Annotated in this window: 18 protein-coding genes and 1 pseudogene; 12 read left to right on the top strand and 7 right to left on the bottom strand. The window is 62.3% G+C overall.

Annotated elements, in window-relative coordinates; genetic code table 11:
* Positions 1-4: 4 nt before the first annotated feature.
* Together BB934_RS29410 and BB934_RS29405 are read right to left on the bottom strand one after the other, a co-directional pair.
* Positions 5-1,462, bottom strand: a complete 1,458-nt coding sequence (locus BB934_RS29410) for an adenylate/guanylate cyclase domain-containing protein (RefSeq protein WP_237050479.1) — start codon at positions 1,460-1,462, stop codon at positions 5-7.
* 324 nt (positions 1,463-1,786) lie between these two features.
* Entirely contained in the window at positions 1,787-2,182 is a 396-nt protein-coding gene (locus tag BB934_RS29405) for a hypothetical protein (protein WP_157934394.1), read from the bottom strand.
* Here BB934_RS29405 and BB934_RS29400 point away from each other — a divergent pair.
* Positions 2,175-2,818, top strand: a protein-coding gene (locus tag BB934_RS29400; protein WP_099514258.1) for an IS6 family transposase whose coding sequence is annotated in 2 segments (ribosomal slippage) — positions 2,175-2,484 and positions 2,484-2,818 — 645 coding nt in all. Because the reading frame shifts where the segments join, the coding sequence is not laid out codon by codon here. The genes BB934_RS29405 and BB934_RS29400 overlap by 8 nt on opposite strands.
* Here the strand turns inward: BB934_RS29400 and BB934_RS29395 are convergent.
* Positions 2,739-3,782, bottom strand: a complete 1,044-nt coding sequence (locus BB934_RS29395; RefSeq protein ID WP_210422180.1) for a serine hydrolase domain-containing protein — start codon at positions 3,780-3,782, stop codon at positions 2,739-2,741. The genes BB934_RS29400 and BB934_RS29395 overlap by 80 nt on opposite strands.
* 447 nt (positions 3,783-4,229) lie before the next feature.
* On the opposite strand from BB934_RS29395, the gene BB934_RS29390 reads away from it, so the two are divergent.
* The 3 genes from BB934_RS29390 (at position 4,230) to BB934_RS29380 (ending at position 7,347) form a co-directional block, all read left to right on the top strand.
* Positions 4,230-5,021 (top strand): alpha/beta fold hydrolase, encoded by a 792-nt coding sequence (locus tag BB934_RS29390; RefSeq protein WP_099513478.1) that lies wholly within the window; start codon positions 4,230-4,232, stop codon positions 5,019-5,021.
* Positions 5,022-5,231: 210 nt separating this feature from the next.
* Entirely contained in the window at positions 5,232-6,548 is a 1,317-nt protein-coding gene (locus BB934_RS29385) for a family 1 glycosylhydrolase (RefSeq protein ID WP_099513477.1), read from the top strand.
* Positions 6,538-7,347, top strand: a complete 810-nt coding sequence (locus BB934_RS29380; RefSeq protein ID WP_099513476.1) for an MIP/aquaporin family protein — start codon at positions 6,538-6,540, stop codon at positions 7,345-7,347. The genes BB934_RS29385 and BB934_RS29380 overlap by 11 nt, the downstream gene beginning before the upstream one ends.
* A gap of 223 nt (positions 7,348-7,570) precedes the next feature.
* Here BB934_RS29380 and BB934_RS29375 read toward each other — a convergent pair whose 3' ends face one another.
* Positions 7,571-8,497 (bottom strand): LysR family transcriptional regulator, encoded by a 927-nt coding sequence (locus BB934_RS29375; protein WP_099513475.1) that lies wholly within the window; start codon positions 8,495-8,497, stop codon positions 7,571-7,573.
* 118 nt (positions 8,498-8,615) lie between these two features.
* Here BB934_RS29375 and BB934_RS29370 point away from each other — a divergent pair, with 118 nt between their 5' ends.
* The 4 genes and pseudogenes from BB934_RS29370 to BB934_RS29355 all read left to right on the top strand — a co-directional run bounded on the left by BB934_RS29370 (position 8,616) and on the right by BB934_RS29355 (position 13,690).
* The gene (locus tag BB934_RS29370) at positions 8,616-9,380 is read left to right on the top strand and encodes an SDR family oxidoreductase (protein WP_099513474.1); all 765 of its coding nucleotides are present in this window, start codon (positions 8,616-8,618) and stop codon (positions 9,378-9,380) included.
* A gap of 127 nt (positions 9,381-9,507) precedes the next feature.
* Positions 9,508-10,422, top strand: a complete 915-nt coding sequence (locus BB934_RS29365) for an alpha/beta fold hydrolase (protein ID WP_099513473.1) — start codon at positions 9,508-9,510, stop codon at positions 10,420-10,422.
* 555 nt (positions 10,423-10,977) lie between these two features.
* Positions 10,978-11,679: pseudogene (locus tag BB934_RS29360) on the top strand (type 2 periplasmic-binding domain-containing protein); the annotation flags it as partial.
* 88 nt (positions 11,680-11,767) lie between these two features.
* Positions 11,768-13,690 carry an adenylate/guanylate cyclase domain-containing protein gene (locus tag BB934_RS29355; RefSeq protein ID WP_099513471.1) on the top strand — a complete coding sequence of 641 codons (1,923 nt, stop codon included), beginning with the start codon at positions 11,768-11,770 and terminating at the stop codon, positions 13,688-13,690.
* Positions 13,691-13,731: 41 nt separating this feature from the next.
* Here the strand turns inward: BB934_RS29355 and BB934_RS29350 are convergent, their stop codons facing one another.
* Positions 13,732-15,510 (bottom strand): adenylate/guanylate cyclase domain-containing protein, encoded by a 1,779-nt coding sequence (locus tag BB934_RS29350; RefSeq protein ID WP_099511964.1) that lies wholly within the window; start codon positions 15,508-15,510, stop codon positions 13,732-13,734.
* A 445-nt stretch (positions 15,511-15,955) separates the two neighbouring features.
* On the opposite strand from BB934_RS29350, the gene BB934_RS29345 reads away from it, so the two are divergent.
* The 3 genes from BB934_RS29345 (at position 15,956) to BB934_RS29330 (ending at position 19,227) form a co-directional block, all read left to right on the top strand.
* Positions 15,956-17,233 (top strand): App1 family protein, encoded by a 1,278-nt coding sequence (locus tag BB934_RS29345; protein ID WP_099513470.1) that lies wholly within the window; start codon positions 15,956-15,958, stop codon positions 17,231-17,233.
* Positions 17,234-17,443: 210 nt separating this feature from the next.
* Complete coding sequence (locus BB934_RS29335) at positions 17,444-17,752, top strand: heme-binding protein (protein WP_099513469.1); 309 nt, start codon at positions 17,444-17,446, stop codon at positions 17,750-17,752.
* 86 nt (positions 17,753-17,838) lie between these two features.
* On the top strand, positions 17,839-19,227 hold the full coding sequence (locus BB934_RS29330) for a M20/M25/M40 family metallo-hydrolase (RefSeq protein ID WP_162299239.1): 1,389 nt from the start codon (positions 17,839-17,841) through the stop codon (positions 19,225-19,227).
* Positions 19,228-19,372: 145 nt separating this feature from the next.
* On the opposite strand, the gene BB934_RS29325 is transcribed toward BB934_RS29330, so the two are convergent.
* Complete coding sequence (locus tag BB934_RS29325; protein ID WP_099513467.1) at positions 19,373-20,077, bottom strand: DUF6064 family protein; 705 nt, start codon at positions 20,075-20,077, stop codon at positions 19,373-19,375.
* Positions 20,077-21,009, bottom strand: coding sequence for an aldo/keto reductase (locus BB934_RS29320; protein WP_099513466.1), 933 nt, complete (start codon positions 21,007-21,009; stop codon positions 20,077-20,079). Before BB934_RS29320 ends, BB934_RS29325 begins: the two co-directional genes overlap by 1 nt.
* A gap of 483 nt (positions 21,010-21,492) precedes the next feature.
* On the opposite strand from BB934_RS29320, the gene BB934_RS29315 reads away from it, so the two are divergent.
* Entirely contained in the window at positions 21,493-22,170 is a 678-nt protein-coding gene (locus BB934_RS29315; RefSeq protein WP_099513465.1) for a protein-L-isoaspartate(D-aspartate) O-methyltransferase, read from the top strand.
* The last annotated feature ends 11 nt before the right edge of the window (positions 22,171-22,181 follow it).

The raw sequence follows: 22,181 nt of genomic DNA, 5'->3' as shown, positions 1-22,181 counted from the left end.
TTCGTCACGGTTCGACCGTGAACAGCGGCCAATCGCCTGAAACTCCTTTGAGAGTGTAGGTTCCGCGTTCGCTGAACTTGAATCGTGAACCGGCGACCAGATCCTTGACGGTGCGCGAGGTCCACACTTCATTCGCTTTGGCTTGCGCCAGAACTCGCGCCGCAGTGTGAACGGTGATGCCGCCGACATCGCTGCCGATGAGCTCGACTTCGCCGGTGTGCACCGCCGAGCGTATCTCGATGCCCAGCCGCCGCATTTCCCGGCTGGCGGCGCAAGCGCAATGGATGGCGCGCGCCGGGCCATCGAAGGTAGCGAGATAGCCATCGCCTGTGCTCTTGACGACGCGACCCTTGAAGTGGTCGATTTCCGCCTGCATCACCGCGTTGTGATGATCGAGCAGGTCCCGCCAGCCGCGGTCGCCCATTTCCGCCGCGCGCTGGGTAGAAGCCACGATGTCCGTGAAAAGTATGGTGACGAGGATGCGGTCAGGCTCCACAGCGTGGCGCTCGCCGGTTAGAAATTCTTCGATCTCATTGCCGATCGAGTCTGAATCCCCCACCCACCACAGGTGATCGTTGCCGGCAAGCTCGACGAACCGCGCGCCGGGAATATGCTCCGCAAGGTATCGTCCCTGTTCGACCTCGACGGCCCGATCGCCCGATCGGTGCAAGACGAGCGTGGGCACGTGGATCGCCGGCAGGATGGGGCGGACATCGATCTGGTGGTTCATGCGCCAAAGACGAATGACAGCACTGGGGCTGCCTGCCAGACGCAGATATTTCGCCCACCATTGACGAAACCGCTCATCATGGGCGATGGACGGCGCCCAAGACTCGATGCCAACCGGACCACCCCATTCCTTCCGGAAGCTTTCGAGCCACTTCTCCCAGTTCGCATTGGGCTTTGCTCCCCAGGGATAGTCCGGGGCCCAGGAGCCCTTGGCGATACTGCCGTAAAGGATCAGGGCGGACGTGCGTTCCGGATAGGTGGCGGCGAACAGGACGCTCATCGGGCCGCCTTCGGAGATGCCGAACAGGGCGGCGCGCTGTGAGCCCACGGCATCCATCACGACGCGGACATCATCCATCCGCTGTTCCAGAGTCGGGATCTCCGCAATGCGGTCCGAGAGACCAGTGCCCCGCTTGTCGAACCGGATCAGCCGCGAGAAGGACGCCAGTCGCTGCAGGAACCGCGTGTATGACGGATCATCCCAGGCCTGCTCGAGATGGGAGATGAAGCCCGGAACGATCAGGAGATCGAGCGGTCCATCGCCTATCACCTGATAGGCAATGCTCACGTCGCCGCTTTGAGCATATTTCGTTTCTGGCAGCATCGACGTAGCCACATCACTGTACCGAGCTCGTTCGACTGGATTGGAGTGGTCGAATGAGATGTTAATACGAGATCTGTAGTTGCGCCAGTGGGCCTTACTCGACCCGATCCGAATAGCGATGCGGCGCATTCGATGATCGAATGACGACACCTCCCAGAGCCGCCGGAATCAAGCCATACGCTTCGCTTCAAACGGTTTAGTGGGTCCTGACCCTAGAACTCGCAAGACCTACACTCGAGACGATGACGGCTGCCTCATGGTCGAGCCCCGTCCTCACGAGTCCGTGGAAGAGGGCCTTGCCGAGAGGCTGGGATTACTCCGATAAGCGTGAGGTTAAATGAGGTCGGGTGAGATCAGGGCGGTACTGGTCTATGTGGTCAAGGATTTCTTTTGAGGAGCGAGCCAACCGCACGGGTATGCGCAATGCTAAAGACCCCCCCGCGAGCTAGGCCTTTATTTGAGAACGACGTACGTGCTATCGAGCGAGATTTGGTCCACCTCGTCCCATCTGGTGTGGCTGCGCCGGAAGATTCTCGGATAGGCTTCAACCCCATCCTGTGAGATTTTCACTGGTTTCGCATAAAGAACCCAGAGCAAGAGATAGATGGCAGCTATCATGATGAAAGCACCAAGCCCACCCATGATAGACTCTCGAGCCAGAGGGTGGAGAGCCAGTAGCCATCGGAACTTATCTCCCCGGATAAGCCCGTCGTAAATGTCAGGAACATCCGACAAGATCAAAACAGACAGTGCCATCATGCCCAATCCAACGGGATCTGTCGCAACAATTTGTTTCAGAGTTTCAGCTACTGTGCCCAGAGTCACAGTTGCGGAGGTCATGGTGTTCAAGGGCAGGCATTTTGATCGCTCTGTAATCCTGCTCTGCGTGCGCTGGTATCTGGCTTACAGCCTCAGCGTGCGGAATTTGGAGGAGATGATGGCCGAACGAGGCATCTCCGTTGACCATGCTACGGTGCATCGCTGGGTTGTCCATTACTCCCCTGAGCTCCTCGAGCGGTTCAATCGCCGCAAGCGTCCGGTCACCGGCAAGTGGCATATCGACGAAACTTACATCAAGGTCCGCGGCCGCTGGATGTACTTGTACCGTGCCATCGACAGCAACGGTGACACGGTCGAGTTTTGGTTCAGCAGCGGCGCAATCTGGCTGCCGCGAAGCGGTTCCTGCGCAAGGCACTGAAGCGACATGGCCGGCCCGAGAGGATCGTCATCGACGGCAGCCAGACCAACCGGGAGGCGATCGGGTCCTGTGACATGACAGACCGGCTGCAAGGCCAAACACGGCAGAAGCTGAAGCCGATCCGGATCCGGCAGAGTCGTTATCTCAACAACCGGATCGAACAGGATCATCGGGCCGTCAAGCGGCGAGTGCGGCCGATGCTCGGGTTCAATGCGATGAACAGCGCTCGTGTGATCCTGGGCGGGATCGAGATGATCCACATGATGCGCAAGCAGCAGGCGATCTAAGCCCGGAATCCGCAGCCCTCACTCGCCGAGCAGTTTGAGAGGCTCGCTGCCTGAAGCCAAGGCGACGCCTCAGCCATTCTCTCGCCTCCGTTCCAGATTTGCGACACAGCCGCAGGCGAACCCAGCGCGCCATATCGTCGATAGTGGAGTTGATGTCGCCCTCGCCACCGAAATCGTACGGGAAAAGTTGTGTGAACGGAACCTCGATCGTACCCTCAGGAGTCCAGCGGTGACCCTTCGCGTGGTTGGCTGCGGCTTCGATGGCTTCGGCCGTGTAGGACGAATCCTTCATCCCCAACGGCTCAAGCAGTTCTTGACGGAGAACCCCGTCCCCGTCGGCAGCGCCTGCGGCCTTCGCCACAACGCGACCGGCCAAGAGGTGGGTGATGTTGGTATAGGCGAAGGTCGACCGGAAGTTTGAAGCCGGCTCGACATAGCGGAGGGATCGGATCAACGCCGGTTCAGCGAGGCCCAACAGGCCGAGTACATCGTTGGCATAGGGCGGCAGTCCGGATCGTTGAGCAAGCAGGTCGAAGACGCGAAACTCGCGGGTCACCCAAGGATCTTTCAGCTGAAAATCCGGATCGAGATCGACGACGCGGTCGTCCCAGCGGAGCTTGTCGCGATCGACCATGATGGCGAGGGTCGTGGCGAGAAAGGCCTTGGTGGTCGAGCCGATCTGGAAGACCGTGCGCGTGTCGACCGGATCGCCGCCGTCCTTGCTTCGCACACCGAAACCTTTGCCGTAAACGAGGCGATCGTTGGCGACGATCCCGAGCGCTAGACCGGGCACGTCGAAGGCCTTCATCCCACCTGCCGTATAGGCGTCGATCTCCGGGATCAGCGTCTCTATCCGCGCCTCCAAGGACTGTCCAGGCTCCGACGGTCCCGCAGCCCTCGCATCACCCGGCAGGTTTACGCTGGTAAGCACCGCGGCGATCAGGAGTGAAAGGAGGTTGTCCACGGCATAGAAGGCTCGTCGTCTTATGGGAGAACCGACCGGTACAGCTCGATAGCTCCGGTATGAGGCGATCATCATGGCAGTGCCCTTCAATGGACGCGGCTTGGCTTTTATAACACAAGGTGATCGTGAGTGCTGAGGCCTCTACGCCAGATGCCAATTCGCTCCCAGCAACGATCCCACCGTAGGCACTAATGTCGTATGCGCTTACATTCCGAAGTGTCCGAGTTGGGTCAAATTGGCAAGTTCAGGTGTGAGCCTGTGAGACCCTTCATATGCCGAATTAAACGTTTGATTTCCCCTCCGGAACCGGCCAGATCCGGGACGCGTCCACGCAATAGCCATTGGCGGTACACCACAAATGCTCCAAGCTCCTTGGGCTTCCGCTTCTTCTGTAGCGCCCACGAGGCGACAGAGGGTGTAGCGGCTTGAGCGACCGACGGAGAGGACATGAGCAGGCCTATCCTTCACCTCCAAGACCAAGGCAGCGGAACCCCAGCCTTGGTCATTCTTCACTATTTTGCCGGCTCCCTGCGCTCGTGGCTCCACGTCACGGGGGATCTGTCGCATACCTTCCGCTGCCTGCGCATCGACATTCCCGGCTTCGGTCGCTCGGCGCCATTGCCAGCCTACAGCGTGGACGCGGTGGCCCAAGTGGTCGCGACGCTTATCGCAGGCCTTCGCCTCGACAGCTACGTTCTCGTCGGTCACTCGATGGGAGGCAAGCTGGCGCTCGCCTGCGCGGCGGCTAACCCGCCTGGTTTGGCAGGCGTTGTTCTCGTGGCTCCCTCGCCGCCCTCGCCAGAACCGATGGACGAGGGAGAGCGGAGCCGGTTGCTGGCGACCCACGGCGATCGTGCCTCGGCGGAGCGGACCGTGCGCACGATCGCGCGGCGCCCCATCCCGATGGCGGACGTTGCAATTTGCGTCGAGGACAATCTCCTGACCTCACCGGAGGCCTGGAACTGGTGGCTTGCGCAAGGCAGCCGTGAGGACATTACAGCGGAAGCCGGGCGGGTTGCCTGTCCGGTTCTGGTGCTGGGCGGGAGCGATGACCCGGTCATTCCGCCTCATGTGATCGCAGCCGAAGTCATGCCCCACTTGGCCGACGCGTACCATATCGAGATTGCCGGAGCCGGACACCTCCTCCCCCTCGAGGCTGCGCAGGAGGTCGGGGACGCGATCCGGACCTTCGTCGCGCTGCCGTGCCGTCGCGCCGGTGCCGGAACGGCCCACCCGTGACGGAACCGACTGATTATCCCGCTCGTAGTCGACCCTCTAAGATAACGGTCGGAGTATGCCCTATGATGCAGGCGGCCGCTCGGCGCACCTTTGCGGCCGCCTGCAACCAACGTATGATTTCCTGAGGGGCCAGTATCCTGTGTCGGTCGGGCTCGTCCGCCCACCCCCTTTACTCGAAGGGCTCTGGGTGGCCCTGCTTGGAGGCCCGCAATGGTAGCTCCCTGGTTCATGTTCGCGACCGGCATCGAGAACAGCTATCCGACGATCAAGAACGGCAGCGCTCGCGTCGACGAGATGGAGAAATGTGGCCACTACGCGCACTGGCGGAGGGATTTCGAACTCCTGAAAGAACTCGACATCCGCTACCTGCGCTACGGGCCGCCGATTCACCGCGTCTGGCTCGGCCACGGCCGGTATGACTGGAGTTTTCCGGACGAGACATTCGGTGTGCTCAAGACCCTCGACATCGTCCCCATCGTCGATCTTTGCCATTTCGGGGTGCCGGACTGGATCGGCAATTTCCAGAACCCCGACTTCCCGACGTTGTTCGCCGAGTACGCCAGCGCCTTTGCGCAGCGGTTTCCATGGGTGCAACTGTATACGCCCGTGAACGAGATGTTCGTCTGTGCGACCTTCTCGGCCGCTTACGGCTGGTGGAATGAACAGCTTTCCGGCGACACGGCGTTCGTGACCGCACTCAAGCATATTGTGAAGGCGAATGTCTTGGCGATGGCGGCAATTCTCGAGATCCGCCCCGACGCGATCTTCATCCAAAGCGAGTCGTCGGAATATTTTCATGCCGACGAGCCCGATGCGATTGAGGGCGCCGAGACCCTGAATGCGCGTCGGTTCCTGTCTCTCGATCTCAATTACGGTCGCCGCGTCGATTCCGAGATGTATCAGTTCCTCCTGGACAACGGCATGACGCGCGACGAGTACCAGTTCTTCCTGACGCACCATCTGCGGCAGCACTGCATCATGGGGAACGACTATTATATCACGAACGAGCATCGGGTCGCGCCCGACGGGCGAACCTGGGCGGCGGGGGAAATCTTCGGATACGCAGAGATCACGCGGCAGTACTACGACCGCTACCGCCTTCCGGTCATGCACACCGAGACGAACCTGGCACAGGGTGCCAACGGTGATGAAGCGGCCACTTGGCTGCGGAAGGAATGGGCCAATGTCCTGCGGGTACGTAACAGCGGCGTTCCCATCGTCGGATTCACCTGGTACTCGCTGACGGATCAAGTCGATTGGGATACGGCCCTGCGTGAAGAGAACGGCCGTGTGAATCCTCTCGGCCTTTATGATCTGGATCGCAATATCCGGCCCGTCGGCAAGGCCTATCAGCAACTGATCCAGAGATGGCGCAGGGTTCTGCCGACGCAGAGCGTATGCCTCACGCTCCCGATCATCCAGCCGAGCCAGTTCGGCAGCGCCCATGCCATGTCCCAGCAGGAAACGGCTCAGGATCTTCGCCACGGAACCACGGTATCGCCGACGATGAGCGATCATGCAGGATAAAGGCGCGTCCGCGCGGCTCGCCCGAGACAGGCCCTTGCACGGCGACCCCTCTCCTCCTTCTCGGTTGCACCCCGCTTTGTATGTGGCCGAATTCATCGGCACGGCCGTGCTGGTCCTGCTTGGGGTATCCATCGTGATCTTCATGTTCGGGCAAGACAGCCCCGGATCGAGATTGATCCCTTCCGAAGGATCGCGCTTGTTTCTGACGGGAGGATTGTTCGGAGCGGTCGGCGCCCTGATCGCCGTCTCGCCCATCGGCCGGATCAGCGGTGCACACATCAACCCTGCCATAACGCTTGCCTTTTGGCTGGAGGGCAAGCTGGCGTGGCGCGATGCGGCTCTCTACGTCTTGGCGCAGTTCGCCGGCAGTGTTGTCGGAGCCGTGCCTCTCCTTGTCTGGGGTGCCATGGGACGAAGCGTAGCCTTTGGTGCAACAAAGCCCGGGCCTGACGTCCCTGCCTGGGCCGCCATGCTGGGTGAGGCAGGCGTGACGTTCCTGCTCATTCTTGCCATCCTCACCACGGCGGCGCACCCTCGCACACGGCGCTTCACTCCGCTCGTGATGCCAGCGGTTCTCTCGCTCCTTGTATGGCTGGAGGCCCCCATCTCCGGTGCGAGCGCAAACCCGGCGCGCTCGTTTGGACCGGCGCTTGTGGCACATGTGCCAGTAGACCCATGGATCTACCTATTGGGTCCCTCTCTCGGAGCAATCCTGTATGCGTGTCTCGTCCGGATCGAAGCGGTCCGCCTCCCTCGCGTCCCGGTCGCACGCCTGTTCCACTTCCATGTTGAAGTTTGATACTCAGGCAGTTCTTAGTGAGATACCGCAACGAGTACCTGCTAATGGGTCAGACTTTCACGTTCCGGTTACCCAGTGAACGTCGGCTCTCAACGGCTGAAGCGGACCAAACGCTTTCGTCTCAGGAGTGCAAACGCGGCCCATCACTGCCCTATGCCTGCGGTGATTGATCAGTCTCCAGATCGAAGCAGCCGCACCTATACCCGTTGGCTCTGATCGCGTTCTAATTCCGATCGCCGCTCGCTCCTGCGTCCGGTTCCCAATAAGGCGGACTGCCGAAGGCCCTCCTCAGATGGTCCGCAATCGCCCGCAACTTGGCGGATGGATTGCGGCCCTCAGGGTGCGCCATGTAAATGAATTCTGCTTCCGGTTTGTAGCCGATATCGACTTCGACTAGGCTTCCGTCCCGGATCGCTGGGCCGGCGATAAACGTGGGCAGCAGTGCAATACCGAGGCCGGCAATCACCGCATCGCGCATCATGTCGCCATTGTTGATGCCGAGGCCCAGCTTTCCCCGGATGGCGACTGCACCATCAGGCGTTTGAAAGCGCCAGTCGGCGATCCCTCGATTGGTGTAGAAGATGCCACGATGGCCTTCGAGGTCGGAAAGTGTGGCAGGCGTTCCGTGGCGAGCCAGATAGTCGGGCGAAGCCGTCAACAGGCGGCGGCTGGGTGCGAGCGTCCAAGCCACAAGCCGGGAGTCGGCCATCGCACCATGGCGCACGATCGCGTCATAACCACCGGCTGATGCATCAACCCGCCGGTCATCCATATCGAGGGTCAGTTCGACCCCGGGATGCTGCATGAGGAAGGGGTAGAGCGCCGGGCCGAGGTGCATCCGCCCGAAGGTGACAGGGGCAGCGATCCTGAGCGGACCGGTGAGCGTACCCCGCCGCTCCGCCATATCGGCAGCCGCCTCGTTGATCTCTCGGACGATGCGACGGGCGCGGTCGAGAAAGACCGCGCCGTCCTCGGTCAGCGTCAGCTTGCGCGTTGTACGGCGCAGCAGTTGACCTCCGAGAGACCTTTCCAGTTCTGCCAGTCGTTCGCTGACGACCGACTTCGACAGGCGCAGGCGCCGGGCCGCTTCGCTGATCGAGCCGCCCTCCACCGCTGCAACAAAGGCCGCAATCCCCTCCACCCTGAGCATCGTTCGGATTTCCGAATTCCAGTTCCGCGATATGCATCCTATTCCGAACGAAAGGGCATGGCCATCTTCCGCTCCATCACGACACACAAGCTTCTCAACCCCTGCGGGAGATGAAACAATGAAACGGTTAATCGACAAAGTTGCCATCGTGACCGGAGCGAGTTCCGGCATCGGAAGGGCCACTGCCAAACTCTTTGCAGCCGAAGGCGCCAAGGTTGTGGTCGGCGCACGCCGAGCGCGCGAACTCGACAGCTTGGTTGATGAGATCAGGTCAGCTGGCGGCCTTGCGGTAGCCGTTGCAGGAGATGTCCGCTCGGAAGACTATCACAGGACGCTCGTCGCCACTGCTGTCAGCAATTTCGGTAGGCTCGACATCGCTTTCAACAACGCTGGCATCCTCGGCGAGGCTGGTCCCAGCACCGGTGTCTCGGAGGCTGGCTTCCAGGACGCCCTTACGGTTAACCTGACGGCCTCGTTTCTTGCCGCCAAGCATCAGGTTGCCGAGATGGTCAAGAACGGGGGTGGTTCGGTGATCTTCACCTCAACATTCGTCGGTTACAGCTTCGCCTTCCCCCAGGTTGCAGCCTATGCCGCCAGCAAGTCCGGATTGATCGGACTGACGCAGGCGCTGGCTGCGGAATTCGGTCCGTCGAACGTGCGCGTCAATGCCATCCTTCCCGGCGCTGTTGATACCGACATGTACCGCACCATGAACGACACCGCTGACAAGCAAACCTTCGTCACCAACCTCCACGCGCTGAAGCGTGTTGCGGCACCGGACGAGATCGCCCGCTCGGTGCTCTATCTCGCGTCGGACGACGCAAGCTTCGTCACCGGCACTGCGGCCCTCTTGGACGGCGGCGCCTCCATCACCAGAACCTGAGGGTCTACCCATCGTGCACGTGCCCCGAAGGCGAGTGTCCAAGATTCCTGAGGGGCACGCGTGTCTGCTGGATGATACAACACCATTCACCCAACCTTCGCGCGCCGTCTCAAAAGGAGGCTTCAAGATGTATAGATTATTGCTAGGAGTTGTCGCTGCGCTGATGCTGGCCTGCCCTGTAGCCGCAGAACTTCTGCCCTTTCCGGCCGCCTTTCGAACGCAGGACATCGACGCCAATGGCGTAACGCTGCATGTGCGGACTGGCGGCGAAGGACCAGTGGTCGTGCTCATCCATGGTTTTGGTGATACCGGCGATATGTGGGCTCCCCTGGCAGCGGACCTCGTCCGTGATCACCGCGTCATCGTTCCCGACCTGCGCGGCATGGGCCTCTCTTCACACCCGCAGGAAGGCTACGATAAGCGGACCCAGGCTGGGGATATCCGGACCATCTTGACCTCGCTTGGCATCGACCAAGCCACCATTGTTGGCCATGATATCGGAACGATGGTCGCTTACGCCTACGCGGTCCGCTATCCTGACAAGACACAGAAGCTGGTCGTCATGGATGCACCCGTTCCCGGGATTCCGCCCTGGGAGACCATCGTTCGCAATCCGCTTCTCTGGCATTTTGATTTCGGTGGCCCCGATGTGGAGCGGCTAGTTGAGGGTCGGGAGCGGATCTATCTCGACCGGTTCTGGAACGAGTTCGCGGGCGATCCAGCGAAGATCGATGAGGAAGCGCGCCAGCATTACGCTCGCCTCTATGCCCGCCCTGGTGCGATGCATTCGGCGTTTGCCCAGTTTCGCTCCATCCGGCAGGATGCTGAGGACAACAAGGTTTCGATAACGACGAAGCTCTCAATGCCTGTCCTGGCGATCGGTGGGGAGAAGTCTTTCGGCGCGGCCGAAGCCGTTGTGATGCGCAACGCGGCTAGCGATGTAACCGAGGTGGTCATTCCAGCGGCAGGCCATTGGCTGATGGAGGAACAGCCGGAGGCCACGATTGCGGCGGTAAGGACGTTCGTCACGTCGCGGCGATGAAGGGTGGCGACTTGCCGAGGGGGTGCATCAAGCAGCGCAAAATCGGAGAGTGTCGCCACCTCCCTGCTTACATCCATTCATGAACACCTGCCGGAATGTCCGGATAGGGTCAAGTTGAGTCATTCAGCGCGGCCATAACAAGGTCCGCTCTCTGGCTGATTCCTGACGTTCGTTGATTCCGGCAGTAGAGTTCGACCTGCGGGTGAACCGATGCGATAGCGGGAAATAGCTCACTCAGTCGAGCTTGCTTCCCATACGCTTCCCAATCCGGTTTTCTGGGAAGCAAGACCAAGCCTAGTCGTCAGCTAAGTGATTGATAAGGCTTGGTGAGCGCGCTGGGACTCGAACCCAGGACCCTCTGATTAAAAGTCAGAGCGTTGCTGGTCTCTGACGATTTTGTAGATGTATCACCTCAGTGCGATGTGCGAGCTAACGGAGGTAGCTGAAGAATGTGTCCTCAGCCGCCAACTCAGTGACCAGCCGCGCCAAGGCTTGCGCGGGCGGAAAGCAGTTCCTGCTGTCCGTCAGCTGTCCCGCCGGAGCATTCCAGCGCTGACCCGACACAGGGTTACCCAGCTCGGTCTCGAGTTCCCGGCGATCAACTACTTCGACGGCCAGGGCTTCATGGTCCGTAAATCCCTTGGGTTGGCCTCGGCCAAGGAACTGAACGGCAAGTCGGTCTGCACCGACCAGGGCACCACGACCGAGCTCAACCTTGCCGACTACTTCCGCGTCAATGGCCTGACGTATCAGCCGGTGAGCTTCGCCAACGCGACGGAGGCGAAGAAGGCCTACGAGGCCGGCCGCTGCGAGGCTATGACGACCGACGTCTCGGGCCTTTATGCCGCGCGGCTGACCCTCCCCAACCCGGACGATCACGTCATCCTGCCGGACGTCATCTCCAAGGAGCCGCTTGGGCCGGCGGTGCGCCAGGGCGATAACCAATGGGCCGACATCGTGCGCTGGACCTTCAACGCCATGCTCGATGCCGAGGAGCTCGGTGTCACCAAGGCCAATGTCGAACAGATGAAGGCCTCCGAGAACCCGGAGATCAAGCGCCTGCTCGGTACCGAGGGCAGGTTCGGTGAGGCCATCGGTCTGAGCAACGACTGGGCCGTGCGCATCATCAGGCACGTGGGCAACTACGGCGAGAGCTTCGAACGCAACGTCGGCGAGGGATCCCCGCTCAAGATCAAGCGCGGCCAGAACGCCCTGTGGACCAAGGGTGGCCTGCAATACGGCATTCCGGTCCGCTAGCGGGCCGACGGCTCCGGAGCGCGGGATGCGGCAGGACGCTGGGTCTCGTGCTACCCTTGGGCCAAGGATTGTCGCAGGAGCCTTCCGAATGGCGAGCACCCGGACCGAACGGCGGCTGGCCGCGATCCTGGCGGCCGACGTGGTCGGCTACTCCCGCCTGGTCGAGCAGGATGAGGAAGGCACGCTCGCGGCCCTGAGGGACATCCGCCACGCTGTGGTCGACCCACTGCTGGCCGAGCATCGCGGCCGGATCGTCAAGCTGATGGGCGACGGGCTACTGGCGGAGTTCGGCTCTGTGGTCGACGCGGTTGCCTGTGCCCTTGCGATCCAGGCCGAAACGCCAGCCCGCCAGGACGACACCCTGCCGGAGCGCCGGATCATGTTTCGGATCGGGATCAATCTCGGCGACGTGGTGCTCGAGGGCGAGGACCTCCTGGGCAACGGTGTGAACATTGCCGCGCGGCTGGAGCAGCTCTGCGAGCCAGGTGGGGTGATGGTCTCGGGAACCGCCTACGATCACCTGAAGGGCAAGCTCAATGTGCCCTTCGATTTTGCCGGACAGAAGCGCGTCAAGAACATCTCGCAACCCGTACGCACCTACACCCTGAGAATGGCGGGCGTCCAACGGAGCTGGTCGTGGCGCACCCGGCTCGTCCGCCGTTGGCATCTGGCAGCCACTCTTGCGGCGGTGTTGCTCGTCATGGGGCTCGGCCTCTGGTGGTGGTCTCAAAGGGTCGAGCCCACCATCGGCAAGCCCTCGATCGCCGTGCTGCCGTTCGACAATCTCGGCGGCGACGATGCGACAGGCCGTCTGGCGGCTGGAGTGACCGAAGACATCATCACGGATCTGTCCCGCTACCGAGACCTGGACGTCATGGCGCGCAACGCCACCGCGGCCTACGCCGGCAAGGCGGTCGACATCCAGGCGGTCGGCAAGGCGTTGAAGGTCCGCTACGTGCTGGAAGGCTCGATCCAGCGGCGCGGCGAACAGGTTCGCGTGACGGCGCAGTTGATCGAAGCCGATCGCGGCACACATCTGTGGTCCGAACGCTGGGACAGACCCGCCACGGACGTCTTCGCGGTGCAGTCCGAGGTCGCCGAGCAGGTGGCCACTCGGCTGGCGGCCTCCAGCGGGGCGATTCCCGAAGCCGAACGAGCGGCAAGCCAGCGCGCGCGACCGGAGGATCTGAAGGCCTACGACCTCTACAGGTTGGGTCAGGAAGCGATGGGACGCTTCACCAAGGAGAGTACCGAGGAGGCTCTCCACTGGTTCAAGCAAGCGGTGGACAAGGATCCGAAACTCGCCCGCGCCTGGGTCGCACTGGCCGCCGCCCACGACGCGACGATGCATTATGGCGCGGATGCCGACACCGCGCGATCGGCCGCGATGCCGGCGATCCGGCGTGGCCTCGAACTCGATCCCCAGGATGCTGCCGCCCATGCAACGTTTGGCCATATCCTCGGGATGGCCGGCGACCTGCCGCGGGCGGAAGCCGAGTTCGAGACGGCGCTGCGGCTGAACCCGAGCGATGCCGGCATCCTGACGAACTATGCCGGGTGGGCGAGCACCTTCGGTGACCCCGAGCGTGGTGCCCAAGCCGCGGACCGGGCCATGCGCCTCAACCCGAACTACTCGGTCTCGGCGGCAGGCTTTTTCCGATTGGCCTACCTGATGGCCGGCCGCTACGAGGATGCCCTGCGCCTCGTGGAACGTGAGGTTCCTCAGACCCGCACGCGTGGCGGTTGGGTGCAGGAGGCGGTGATCTATGCGGCGCTCGGCCGTCAGGAGGAAGCGAGGGCAGCGGTCCTCGAAACGCTCAAGCGCCATCCCGACCTCACGATCGAGAGCTTTGCCCTGAACAGCCCCGGCTACAGCGACGCCGAGCGGCAGCGGCTGGTCGAGGGGATGCAGTCCGCCGGCTTCCCGCCTTGCGCCAAGCCTGAGCAGTTGCAGGCCATGGCGGCGCCAGTCCACCGCCTCCCGGAATGTCAGACGGTCTTTCCACAGTAGGCCGGGCGGCTTCTCTCACGTCCTGGCTCGTCTCCGCACTCTCATGCCGGCAGGCCGGCCGCGCGCAGGCCGTCGCGGAGGCGCTCCTCGTCCTTCACCCGTTTCAGGGACGTGACGTCAATGAACCAGTCGACATACTCCCGTGGCCCGGCCGGATCGCCGCGCCAGTACCTCCCGACCGCCCGCACAAACCAGCCCGCGCAACGGCGGGCCTCGTCCTCCCACCCCAGATGGCCGCACGCGGCGGTCCGCCAGCCCATGTCCCGCGGGTGTTCCTCGGGTGCCCCGGATGTCTTCCGCCGCAGCATGGCCTCCGCCTCTTCGTAGCGGCCGAGGAGGAACAGGATGCGGGCCACGTAGTCGTCGTACCAGCGTGGATAGCGCGGGTTCAGCCGCTTGGCCAGTTCGGCGGCGGGCAGGCCCATCTCGGGGTGCCCGAGGCAGGCCTGAATCCACGGCCAGGTGACCTGGATCGTGGGATCGTTCGGGTTCATCTCGCGGGCTAGGTTGAAGTGGCGCTCAGCGGCATCGAAGTCGCGCCAAGCCAGATGCATGCGGGCGATAGTGGCCTGCACGCGCGGATCGTTGGGGTCCAGGGCCAAGGCTTGCCGGGCCAGGTCAAGCGCGGCGATCAGGTCCGGGTTCCGATCGCGCGGGATGCCGACTCCTTCATCGATCGAGCGGTTGGAATGGTTGTAGGCGAGGCCTGTATAGGCCCGCGCGAAAGTCGGGTCGATTGCCCGCGCCTGCTCGAACAGCGCACGCGCCTGATCCTGCGCCCCAGGCGTGAACACGTCCGAGAGGCGGTGGCCGCGCAGGAACAGGATGTCCTCCGGCGGCCGCCGTCGTGCCGCCGCCTCGCTGTCCTCGAGAACCCGTTGCGCCACTGTCGCCACAATGCCCTTGGCGATCTCCTCCTGGATGTCGAAGATGTCCTCGACGCCTCGATCGTAACGCTCGGCCCACAGGTGTGCTCCCGTGGCGGCCCCAATAAGCTGGGCCGTGATCCGCAGCCGGTTGCCCGCCCGCCGGACGCTGCCCTCGACCACGTAGCCAGCGCCGAGCGTGTGGCCGATCTCGCGCACGTCCGTGTTCTTCCCGCGGAAGGCAAAGGAGGAGTTGCGGGCGATCACCATGAGTTCGCGGAAGCGGGAGAGCTCCGTGATAATGTCCTCGGTGATACCGTCGCTGAAGTAGGCCTGTTCCGGATCGCCGCTCATGTTGTCGAACGGCAGCACCGCCACCGCAGGCCTGTCCATGAGGGGGACGGTGGCTAGCGGGGCCAGGGAGCCACCGGGCATTATGCGGTACGCCCGCACGGGCCGCGCGATGTTCTTGAGGCGCAGTTCGCCCGCCGACTCGAACGGGACATCGATCTTGCCGGTGAGCTGATCATAAGCAGGTCCGGAGACCAGCACGCCGCCGGGCGGGCACGCCTGCTCCAGCCGCGCCGCCACGTTGACGCCGTCGCCCAGGAGATCGTCGCCCTCGACAACCACATCGCCGAGGTTGATGCCGATGCGCAGGACAATCCGGCGCTCGGGCGGGATTGCGTCCTGGCCTTCGGCCAACCGGGTCTGGATGGCCGCCGCGCAGGCCACCGCGCCGACAACGGAGCCGAACTCCGCGATGAGGCCGTCGCCCATCAGCTTGACGAGACGGCCCCGGTGCTCGGCCAGAAGGGGCTCCAGCACGGTCAGCCGGAGCCTCTTCAAGGCCGCGAGCGTGCCGGCCTCGTCAGCTTCGACGAGGCGCGAGTAGCCGACCACGTCGGCAGCCACGACGGTCGTCAGCCTTCGTTGGACTCCCAGATCGGTCATGGCGGATCCCTGCCATCCGGTCGAAGTCTGGTGGACCTTGATCTGACGATGATGCCATGGATACCGCCCAACCGCACGCCGGTTCTCCCGGGGCCGTAAGGGAGCGGCTTGGATCGGTTGGCGGCGCTTGTGACCCCGAGGCCGTCGGCGCGCGACATGGGATCGCGACGGGCGGCCCATCCGGCGAGGCGCTCAGGAACGGCCTGTTGGGTCAGACCTCTATCGCCCGATCGGGTGTCGGTCGCAGCGAAATGTCTCCTCCGGGTCAAGCTGAGCCTTTAAACTCGACCGTGCGAAGGGCGGCTCGCCGTCGCGTTGCAGACGTTCTTCCGTGCCTGGGCCCAAGTGACCCGAAGCCGGCTGTTCCTTGGCACACATGCCGGTCCAAGGATCTTTTCTGTGCTCTGTCCCATTGGGAGACAAGACAGAGCACAAAGCGAACGCCATGAGCGACACAGGCACGACAAAACGATGGCTGGGAGCATTCACCCGGATCTCGGGCCTCATCGCTCGGCCTGTGCATGAGGCGCAGGGCGAGGGTGGAGTCGTCGTCCAGCCATACCGCGGCTATGGTTCCCGCTCCGAGGTGTTCCTGATCGGCCGGGTGTTCCGCCAGTCGAGACCTTCCTCGGAGCCCACAAAAGATAACCTCCTTGCTGACCTGCGCGATATCGGCCGGCGCATTGCCCGCCGCGCCGTTCCCCATGCGGGCGGAACAGCCCGGTTCTATGGGACGGAAGAGCCCTTCACCACTGACAAGGACGGCTATTTCCGGGTCCATCTCTCCCCTCCCCTGCCGCCACCGCTCGATCGCTTGTGGCACACGATGGATTTGGCTCTGGAGCAGCCCCAGCCGGTTCAGGCGCAAGCGCAGATCTTCATCCCGCCGGCCAGCTGCCGGTATGTGGTCATCAGCGACATCGATGACACCATCATGTACACCGGGGTCGCCAACAAGCTCAGGATGCTCTGGCGCCTGTTCGTCGAAGATGCCCAGAGCCGGGTGGCTTTTCCGGGGGCCGGCGCCTTGTACCGGGCGTTGCACGCCGGCATCTCGGGCAACCAGCAGAACCCCATGCTCTATGTCTCGCGAGCGCCTTGGGGCATCTACGAGGTGCTGGAGGAGTTCTTCGATCGGAACGGCATTCCCATCGGCCCGATCCTGTTCTTGCGCGAATGGGGCGTTTCCTGGAAAAGTCCGCTGCCACGTAAGGCCGAGGACCACAAGCGTGAGCTGATCCACAACATGCTGGCGCTCTACAGCGAGCTGCCCTTCGTGCTGATCGGCGACAGCGGTCAGCATGATCCTGAGATCTACCGCCAGATCGTTGAAGAGCATCCCGGGCGGGTGCTGGCGGTCTACATTCGCAATATCTCCCGGGATCCCAAGAGGATCAAGGAGATTGAGGATCTCGCCACGGTTGTTGCGGGTGCGGGCAGCAGTCTGGTCCTGGCAGCAGACAGTATGGCCATGGCCGAGCACGCGGTCAGCCTTGGCCTGGTTGCTCCAACGACGCTCGCCGAGGTCAAGGGTGAGAAGGAAGCTGCCGCCGACACGGCGCCGCCGCCGGCGACCTATGGCGTCCAGCGCGCCACACCGGCTGCAACAGCAGAGGCCGTGTCGCAGGGTGACTTGCAGCATCTGGTCGAGACCGGTTCGGAGGCTGTGCCGCCAAGCATCATCGTCGAGCCAAAGACCCGCCAGCCGCTCAACAAGCCCTGACGTGGCAGGACCTGACAGAGCCAGGCGCTTCTGATGGTTCGACGGCGGAGATGCGTGAATCCCCTCTCAGATCGGGGGCCCGCAGGCTTGCCGTTCACAGGGCGGACAGCAACGGTTCTTTGCGGCATTGCTAGGGGCAACACCGGACAATGCCGAGTGGATCCGCCGCAAGCGCGCGGTTGTGCAACGGTTCCACCACAGCTCCTCTGCATGTCCGTCGAGGCGGAGCAGAGGGGACGCCCGTTTTTGCAGCGTTACGCGCTGTCCGAGCATGACTGCGCGGCAGCCGGTGGCGGATTCCCGATATTTATCAAGGAGACCGGTTGTGTCGGTGCGGTCGTCGTCAATGCCCTGTCCCAACTTGAGGACCATCGCCTGGTGACCGAGGCAATCCGAGAGACGATCAGCCGGCTGTTCGCATCGGTTCCCCAAAAGAACGTAGGTCGTGCAGCCCTGCCTCTCGACCGCCGCTCTTCACAGCTGTGTGAGATGACCGGCAGCGTGCTTGCTAGTTTGTAACGAAGGCTGATCTCATTGCAGACCCATAGGGTGGTGCAGTCCTTAAGCGAAAGCCGCGTTCAATGGTTTTGTTCTGTACTCGACGGTTGCCGATTGCAGCCATTCTTCTTTTTGGCGCCACGTTCACGGCTCATGCGGAGGTCGGCCTTGCCTCGACATTTAGCAGCAGCCCACTCCGTCACGTTAAGGCTCTTCAGAAGATTGCAGACGCGTCTGGAGGAAACAGGGCAGCCGGCACGCCGGGGTATGACCGATCGGCTGACTACGTTGCAAATCAGCTGCGCAACGCAGGCTACAAGGTGCGTCTTGAGGAGTTCACCTTCCTGTTTTTCGACGAACGGTCCCCTCCCCTTCTCGTGGCCGGTCCCACTCATCCCAGCCCATACACTCCTCTATCGGATGCGCTGCGAACCTTAAGGAATTCAGGGTCCGGTGAAGTGACCGCGCGCCTTCAGGGGATCGATCTAAATTTGAACGAAGATCGTTTGCCACCGTCGACGAGCGGCTGCGAGCGAGAGGATTTTGCAGGCTTTGTGCCGGGACGTGTGGCACTCATCAGACGTGGCACTTGCCCATTCCAGCTCAAGGTCGAATACGCGCAGGCGGCGGGAGCTGCCGGTGTGATCATCATGAACCAAGGGATTGAAGAGCAGACGGGAGCATTTGCGGGACAGTTGTCCACCCCTGCGACGATCCCGGTGCTTGGAGTATCGACCGAGGTCGGTCTCAGGCTTGCCGCTGCGGCCCATGAGGCGAATGGTTCTGAGGTTCATTTGAAGATTGAGGTGGAGACTGGGACCCGCTCGACGCACAATGTGATTGCCGAACGAGATAAAATGAGCGGCTCCTTTGTCGTCGTGGGAGCTCACCTCGACAGCGTGTCGGAAGGGCCGGGCATGAACGACAATGCCAGCGGCTCGGCTGCGGTTTTGGAATCCGCCCTCCGGCTAGCCGAAGAGCCTGCAGCAGGGACGCCGATCCGGTTCGCGTTCTGGGGTGCAGAAGAGCGCGGTCTTCTCGGTTCGCGACACCACCTGAGCACCATTCTCGAGGAAGAGCGTCGGCGCATTGGGCTCTACATCAACCTGGACATGGTCGGGTCGCCGAATTTCGGCCGCTTCATCCAGTACACCGCAGAGAGTCAATCCGAGCTTGTGGCGAGCACCGTGGCGCTCCTCAACCGCTCTTTCGGACGGCATGGCCTTCCCGTGGAGGAGCGAACCAGGCGCTCCCGGGGGGGCGGTTCGGACGATGCTTCCTTTGCTGCCAGAGACATCCCAACCGTCAGCCTGTTTACCGGAGCTGGTGGGACCAAGAACGCGGTGCAAGCCCAGCGGTTCGGTGGAACTCCCGGACAGCCGTTCGACCCCTGCTATCACAAAGCTTGCGATACGGCAGCCAACATCGATGGGCAGGTGCTGGAGCAGATTACAGGCGCACTGACCGATGCATTGAATGAGCTCGCTATCCGCTGAGCTGCCTAGCTTCATGATGCTCGGCGGCACGGAACTTTGCGAGCGTCTCGTGTGGACAATCGGATCAGCAGCCGCGCAAGATCCACATAACGCATGGGCAAGCGCTTCGGCCGTAACACCGACGCTCAGGCTCGGAAAGCCGACTTCAACTGTCTTCCGAGTGCCTGATCCCGCTCTGCCCTCGCGCAGACGACAGACGATAGACGGCCAAGCCAAGAGCACCAAGGGCTACCACAGGCATGACCCAGGCATCCGGCGAGCCCATGGTCCAAAGCGTTGCTCCGCTGAGCACGCACCAGATCAGCGGAATGATCATGAGCCCCCACGGGGGCCGCTTGTCCACGGTCAGGTGGACACCGAGTGTGGCAAGCACGGTGGGATCGGGCGTGACACCAAAGATCTCGGCCTGCCGCCAATCGCGACCAACAAGCGGGCCGGTGAATGGCTGCACCACCAGTGCGAACAGGACCAGCCCCATTCCGGTCCGGCTGGTCCAATCCCTGTATGGCTGAAACGAAAGCCGGTTACGAACGACACCTGTCCAGATCAGCAGCAGCGCCTCGATGACAAAGCCGATCGCGAAGTACCGCGCCGCCCAGTTGATCGTGTCGTAGTGCCCCAGAAGATAGCACCAGGCAGTCCAGAGCCAGCCTCCCGACAGGATGGCCGCCACGACCAGCCCCTGTCGAGCTCCGCCGCGATGGAGACGCCACAGGATGACGAGGCCGAGCAGCAGCGCCAGAATCTGCGCCGGCCAGATCGCCCGGTTGTAGAGTTCGAACAGACGATAATAGGTACGGGCCGAAAACAGCAGGAAATCCGATGGTGCATAGGACAGCCAATCCCCCATCAGAGGCTCTCGACATAGGCAATCATGCGGGCCCGCATCGCGGCATCCGGCAATCGTCCGGTGGCCGCTGCCATGTTCTCGCGCACATGATCGACCCGGGTGGTTGCCGGGATGGTGCAGGTCACAGCCGGGTGAGACACGATGAACTTCAAAATGAACTGCGCCCAGCTTTTCGCATCGATCTCGGCTGCCCAAGGTGGGAGCGGGTAGCGCTCTAAGCGATCAAGCAGAGCACCTTGCTGGAACGGGCGGTTGACGATCACCCCGATGCCGCGCTCTGCCGCTAATGGCAGAATGCGGTCTTCGACCTCACGATCGAGGATGTTGTAGGTGACCTGGATGAAGTCGAGCGGATGCTGGTGCATCACGCGTTCGAACTCCCGGTGCCGGCGTCCTTCCGAGGTCGTGATCCCGACATAACGCACCTCGCCCGCCGCCTTCATGGCGAGCAGGGTCCTGAGGTGCACCTCCCAGGACAGGAGGTTGTGGACCTGCAGCAAGTCAAAGCGAGGAACCCGCCAGTGGCGGCGTGATTGCTCGATCTGGCTTGGGCCGGCTGAACCAGACGAGATCCAAACCTTGTCGGCCGAGAACAGGTTGGACGGAGGGCCGAGCTTTTGCAGGCCATAGCCGACCACCTCCTGCGATGAGCCGTACATGGGAGAGGAGTCGATTAGGCGCCCGCCGGCCTCGAAGAACGCCCGCATGACCTCGGCACAACTATCCCGTGCTTCGGTATCGCGCCCGACGTTTAATGTGATCCACGTGCCGAGTCCGACGAGGGGCAGCGCCTCACCAGTCGAGGGGATGGGTCTCGTGGCGACCGGACCTGGCTGCGCGGCTCCGGTCAGAGGCCACACCATCGCGGCGGCGCTGGTCGCCGACAAGAAGCCTAAGAGACTGCGGCGGCTGAGACAGTGCGAGTGCTCCATTGAATGCTCTCCATACCTGGGGCTGGAACAAGAGCTATGCTCAATGACACGATTAGTTAGAGCGGATCGGCAACCTACCTGAAAAGACGTGAGAATTGCCTTCACAATTAGAGGAGAGACGATACTCGCGTCGATCAGATATCCATTTGAAGCTGTAGCTATAATTTGCTTTACCAAGTCTATCTCGGTAGCGCGTCTCTAGCGTGAGCGCCTGGTTAAGGAGCGTGCCTCCTCTCCAGCAGGCATTTTGGCTTGGATGACGCTTTTACATCGTAAACCAGTCTCGGTTCGGCCTTTAGCGAGGTCCACCAGTCTGCTTCTGGGCTCACGTTCCTGCTAAGGACGCCGTTAGCGCTCCAGTGGGCACAACTCTTACTCCGACCCCTATGGCTGATGCGACCATGGAACGGGATTAGCGCCTGCCCCCAATCAGCGTAAGATGGCATGCCTCATTCTGGTCAGCTCAATCGAGGATCTGCCGACATGAAGCCGATGACGGAAGCGCATTTCGCCATCCTGCGCCGGCATATGGTCGAGGTGATCGCTCTTCAGGCTGACCTCATGAGCGAGGAGATCGGCAAGGCTTCCCTTGGAGAGCGGATTCTCGACGCCATGCGGCGGGTGCGGCGCCACCTGTTCGTGCCGCCAGAACTCGCAGCCGTGGCCTACCATGACACCCCTCTGCCGATCGGTTTCGACAAAACGGTGTCTCAACCCTTCATCTGCGCCCTCATGACAGACCTGCTCGATCCACAGCCGCATGAGGCTGTGCTCGAGGTCGGCACCGGCCTGGGCTATCAGGCTGCCATTCTCGCCGAACTTGCCCGCCAGGTCTGGACCATCGAGGTGGTCGAGGAATTCGCCAGCCATGCGGAGGCACGTCTGTCGCAACTCGGGTGTGGGAACGTGGGCGTACGGGTCGGTGACGGCACCCGTGGCTGGACCGCGCACGCCCCTTTCGACAAGATCCTGGTCACAGCCGCCACCGAAGTGCCTCCGACGGCCTTGCTGGATCAACTCGCCCCAAGCGGTCGTATGGTCCTGCCCCTCGGCCCCGAGGAAATCCAACAGCTCACCGTCATCGACAAAGCAGACGATGGGCGGATCAGGACGCGATCCGTGATCCCGGTGCGGTTCGGCACCCTCGAAACAGTGGTCTAAGTGGACGGCGT

Source organism: Microvirga ossetica, from assembly GCF_002741015.1.
Classification (GTDB): domain Bacteria; phylum Pseudomonadota; class Alphaproteobacteria; order Rhizobiales; family Beijerinckiaceae; genus Microvirga; species Microvirga ossetica.
This window is presented reverse-complemented; position numbering and strand designations above follow the sequence as displayed.